Raw genomic sequence first — 4443 nt, 5'->3', positions numbered from 1 at the left:
ACCCCCCCCCCCCCCCCCCCCCCGGGGGGGGGGGGCGGGCCCCCCCCCCCCCCCCGGGGGCGCCCCCCCCCCCCCCCGCGGCATTGGGGCGGAGCGCGTCGCGCGTTAAGGTTCATCCGGTCGCCGCCTGGGCGGAACCTTTCGTTAACCCCCCCCGGAAGTGAGGATCGGCAATGACGCAGGACCACACCACTGGCCCGGACGCCGCACCGGAGAACCCGGCGCCATGGCGGCCCTCGCGGACAGTGGCGGTGGTGCTGGCCGGCGGCACCGGGACGCGGCTCGGGCTCGGCATCCCCAAGCAGCTGCTGAAGATCGCCGGTAAGCCGATCATCGAGCACACCCTGGCCGTCTTCGAGGCCGCCCCGGAGATCGACGAGATCATCGTGCTGATGGCCACCGGGCACGTCCCCGACGCCCAGCAGATCGTCGACAAGGCCGGCTTCCGCAAGGTCACCAAGGTGATCGAGGGCGGCGACACCCGCAACGCCACCACCCGCATCGCGCTGGACGCGGTGGGCGAGGGCGACTGCAACATCCTCTTCCACGACGCGGTGCGGCCCCTGGTGAGCGGCCGGATCGTCCGCGAGTGCGTGAACGCGCTCTGGAGCTACTCCGCGGTCGACGTGGCCATCCCGTCGGCGGACACGATCATCCAGGTCGACGAGAACGAGTGCATCACCGACATCCCGGTGCGCTCCTCGCTGCGCCGCGGCCAGACCCCGCAGGCGTTCCGCTCCGGCACCATCCGGGAGGCCTACCGGCGCGCCGAGGGCGACCCGAACTTCGCCGCCACCGACGACTGCGGCGTGGTGCTGCGCTACCTGCCCGGCACGCCGATCAAGGTGATCGACGGCTCGGACGAGAACATCAAGGTCACCCACCCGGTCGACGTGCACCTCGCGGACAAGCTCTTCCAGCTCGCCGCCGCGCAGGCCCCCCGGGTCACCGACCACCGCAGCTACACCGAGGAACTGACCGGCCGGACCATCGTGATCTTCGGCGGCAGCTACGGCATCGGCCACGACCTGGCCGAGCTGGCCCGCCGCTACGGCGCGCAGGTCTTCCCGTTCAGCCGCTCCAGCACCGGCACCCACGTGGAGCGCGCCGAGGACGTCGAGGCGGCGCTGAAGACCGCCTTCGAGGCGACCGGCCGGATCGACCACGTCGTGGTCACCGCCGGAATCCTGGAGAAGGGCGCCCTGACCGAGATGGACGAGGAGACCATGGACCGGGTGCTCCAGGTCAACTTCGTCGGGCCGGTCATCGCCGCCCGCCAGTCGCTGCCCTACCTGCAGCAGACCAAGGGCCAGCTGCTGCTCTACACCTCCAGCTCCTACACCCGGGGTCGCGCCCAGTACGCCCTCTACTCCTCCACCAAGGCGGCGCTGGTCAACCTCACCCAGGCGCTCTCCGACGAGTGGGCGGAGTTCGGCGTACGGGTCAACTGCATCAACCCCGAGCGGACCGCTACCCCGATGCGCACCAAGGCGTTCGGCGAGGAGCCGGAGCACACGCTGCTCGCCGCCGAGACCGTCGCCCAGGCCTCGCTCGACGTGCTGATCTCGGAGCTCACCGGGCAGGTCATCGACGTACGCCGGGCGCCGGGCGAGGCGCCGCCGGCGGTGCCGGCCCAGCCGACGCCGGCCGAGGCGGACGCCGCCACGGCGAGCGTCGGCTGACGGCCGACGACTGCTGACCGGGACGGCGGTGAACGGAGCGACATGCGTGGTGACCTGGTCCGGAAGCTGATCGCACGGTGCCTGAGCATCGGGCTGGCGGTGCTGGCCTTCCTGGTCGTGGCCCTGACCGGAGCGACCGGCTGGGGGCTGGCGCTGGCGGTGGCCGCCCTCGCCGCGGCCGCCGCGGAACGGCGGATCCGCCCGAGCGCGGACACCGCCGCCGAGACGACGCTGATCGCCGCCGCCGTCCTGGTCGGGTACGCCCGTCGGTTGGACGCCGGTTTCGACCCCGCGCTGGCCGCCACCGCCCTGGTGCTGCTGGGGCTGGTGCTGCTGGTCGGGCCGCTGCGGCAGGCCGGCAACCTGGAGATCCGGGCGGCGAACCTGCCGGTGCGGTCCTGGGCCCCGCTGGTCGCCACGCACCTCGGCGGCGCGCTGCTCGGGCTGCTCGCCGTGCTCGCGCTGGGCGCCGCGGCGACCCTGCCGGCCCTGGTCGCCCTCGCGGTGACCCTGCTGGTCGGCGCGGGCGCCGGGGCGGTCGCACTGGACCTGGCCCGGCGGCGGTTCCGTCCGCCGGCCGGCGGCGGGGCGGTGGGCCGGGCGCTGCGCCGGCACCAGCCGGAGTTCGTGCTGCACTTCTCCGCCCCGCCCGGCTCGGAGTACCAGGTCACCATGTGGCTGCCGTACCTGCAGCGGATCGGCCGGCCGTTCCTGGTGCTGGTGCGCGAGCCGGAGTTCCTGGCCCCGGTCGCCGCGGCCACCACCGCCCCGGTCGTCTACTGCCCCACCCTGCGGGTGATGGACGAGGTGCTGGTGCCGAGCCTGAAGGTGGCCTTCTACGTCAACCACGGCGCGAAGAACGCCCACCTCATCCGGTTCACCCAGCTGACCCACGTGCAGCTGCACCATGGCGACAGCGACAAGGCACCGAGCGCCAACCCGGTCTCCGCGATCTTCGACCGGATCTTCGTGGCCGGACCGGCGGCGATCGACCGGTACGCCCGGGCCGGGGTGGACATCCCGGCGGAGAAGTTCGTGGTGGTGGGCCGCCCGCAGGTCGAGTCGATCGAGGTACGCCCGGAGCCGCTGCCCGCCGAGGCGCCCCGGACGGTGCTCTACACCCCGACCTGGACCGGGCACCACGCGGACGCGGACTACTGCTCGCTGCCGGTGGCCGAGGCGCTGCTGCGGCGGCTGCTCGACCGGGGCGCGACGGTCATCCTGCGCGCCCACCCGTACACCGCGCAGAACCCGGCCTCGGCCCGGCAGCTGGGCCGGCTGACCGAGCTGCTGTCGGCGGACCGGGCGCGGACCGGGCGGCCGCACATCTGGGGCGCCGCCGCGAGCCGCGAGCTGAGCCTGGTGCAGTGCGTGAACCGATCCGACGCGTTGATCTCCGACGTCTCCGGGGTGATCTCGGACTACCTCTACTCGGGCAAGCCGTTCGCGGTGACCGACATGGGCGGCGAGGGCGACCGGTTCACCGAGCGGTTCCCGCTGGCCGGCGCGGGCTACGTGCTGCGCCGGGACATGGCCAACCTGGACGAGGTGCTGGACCAGCTGCTCGGCGACGACCCGATGGCGCCGGAGCGTTGGGTGACCCGGCGGCGCTACCTCGGTGACTTCCCCGCCGAGTCGTACGCCGACGCGTTCCTGGACGCCGCCCGGCGGGAGCTGGAGCCGGGCTGGAGCCCACCGTCCCCGCGCGCCGGGCTGCCGGTCGAGCCGGACGCGCTGCCGCTCTCCCCCACCGCCTGAGCCGCCGGGCCGCACCCGTCAGGCGGCTCAGCGGTACGGGTCGGCCAACGCCAGCACCGCGGCCGGATCCTCGACGTGGGCGTTGTGGCCGAGCCCGGGCAGCGTGGCGACGGGCACCCCCAGCTCCTTGAGCTGCGCGTCGGTGACCATCGGGTCGTGTTCGCCCCGGGCGAGCAGCACCGGCACGTCGGTCCCGGCCAGCAGGGCGGGCAGGTCCGGCTTGCCCACCGCGAAGGCGCCGGGGTCCATGGCCAGCCGCCAGCGACCGTCGACCTGGCGCAGCCCGGCCTCGGTCACCGGGTGGTCCGGCGGCAGCAGGCCGGCCAGCCCGGAGACCCGCAGGTAGCGGCGGGCCGCCTCGTCCCGGCTGGCGAACCAGGTGACCGGTCGGGTCGCCAGCTCGCCGGCCTTGTCCAGCTCGGCCTCGGACCAGACGGCCTTGATGCCGAGGCCGATCACCGCGTCCACGGGCAGCCCGGTGGCCCGGGCGGCCAGCGCCAGCCCGACCACGCCGCCCAACGAGTGCCCCAGCACGACCAACCGGTCGCCCGGCGCCAGCGCGGCGGCGACCCGCTCGGCCAGCGCGCCGAAGGAGTACGCCGGCAGCGGCGGTGACCAGCCGTGCCCGGCGAGGTCCGGTGCGAGCCACCGTCCGGCCCACCGGCTTTCCAGCAGCGGCGCCCAGGGCAGCCACACCTCGCCGGTGGCGCCCAGCCCGTGCAGCAGGAGCAGGACGGGCTGGCGGTCGGCGCGGGTACCGGTGTCATCGACCATGGTCCGCAGTGTGCCACCGGCCCGGCTGCCGGGCGAGTGCCCGGTCGGCGGACGACGGCCGCAGGTAGCGGATCCGACAGGATTCCGCCCGGCCAACGCAGCGGGGGGGGGGGGGCCCCCGGGGGGGGGGGCCCCCCCCGCCGGGGGGGGGGGGGGGGGGGGCCGGGGGGCGGGGGCGCGGGGGGCCGGTGGGGGTATGGGGGTGTGACTGAAAGGCTGCCCCCCCGGG

Annotated in this window: 3 protein-coding genes; 2 read left to right on the top strand and 1 reads right to left on the bottom strand. The window is 75.0% G+C overall.

The annotated features are described in order from the left end of the window. Positions 1-173 precede the first annotated feature (173 nt). Positions 174-1682, top strand: a complete 1509-nt coding sequence (locus tag ACIBBA_RS30570; protein WP_396701915.1) for a D-ribitol-5-phosphate cytidylyltransferase — start codon at positions 174-176, stop codon at positions 1680-1682. A 42-nt stretch (positions 1683-1724) separates the two neighbouring features. Beyond that, positions 1725-3440 (top strand): CDP-glycerol glycerophosphotransferase family protein, encoded by a 1716-nt coding sequence (locus ACIBBA_RS30565; RefSeq protein WP_396701913.1) that lies wholly within the window; start codon positions 1725-1727, stop codon positions 3438-3440. Positions 3441-3467: 27 nt separating this feature from the next. Here the strand turns inward: ACIBBA_RS30565 and ACIBBA_RS30560 are convergent, their stop codons facing one another. Further along, positions 3468-4214 (bottom strand): alpha/beta fold hydrolase, encoded by a 747-nt coding sequence (locus ACIBBA_RS30560; protein WP_396701911.1) that lies wholly within the window; start codon positions 4212-4214, stop codon positions 3468-3470. Positions 4215-4443: the final 229 nt, after the last annotated feature.

Source organism: Micromonospora sp. NPDC051006 (assembly GCF_044456245.1).
GTDB lineage: Bacteria > Actinomycetota > Actinomycetes > Mycobacteriales > Micromonosporaceae > Micromonospora.
Note: the sequence above shows the minus strand (reverse complement) of the source record. Positions and strands in the feature narration are given on the sequence as shown.

What these genes read in the sequence shown, in the direction of transcription:
- ACIBBA_RS30560 (WP_396701911.1), bottom strand. Translation starts at nt 4,214, where the DNA reads ATGGTCGATGACACCGGTACCCGCGCCGACCGCCAGCCCGTCCTGCTC.
- ACIBBA_RS30565 (WP_396701913.1), top strand. Translation starts at nt 1,725, where the DNA reads ATGCGTGGTGACCTGGTCCGGAAGCTGATCGCACGGTGCCTGAGCATC.
- ACIBBA_RS30570 (WP_396701915.1), top strand. Translation starts at nt 174, where the DNA reads ATGACGCAGGACCACACCACTGGCCCGGACGCCGCACCGGAGAACCCG.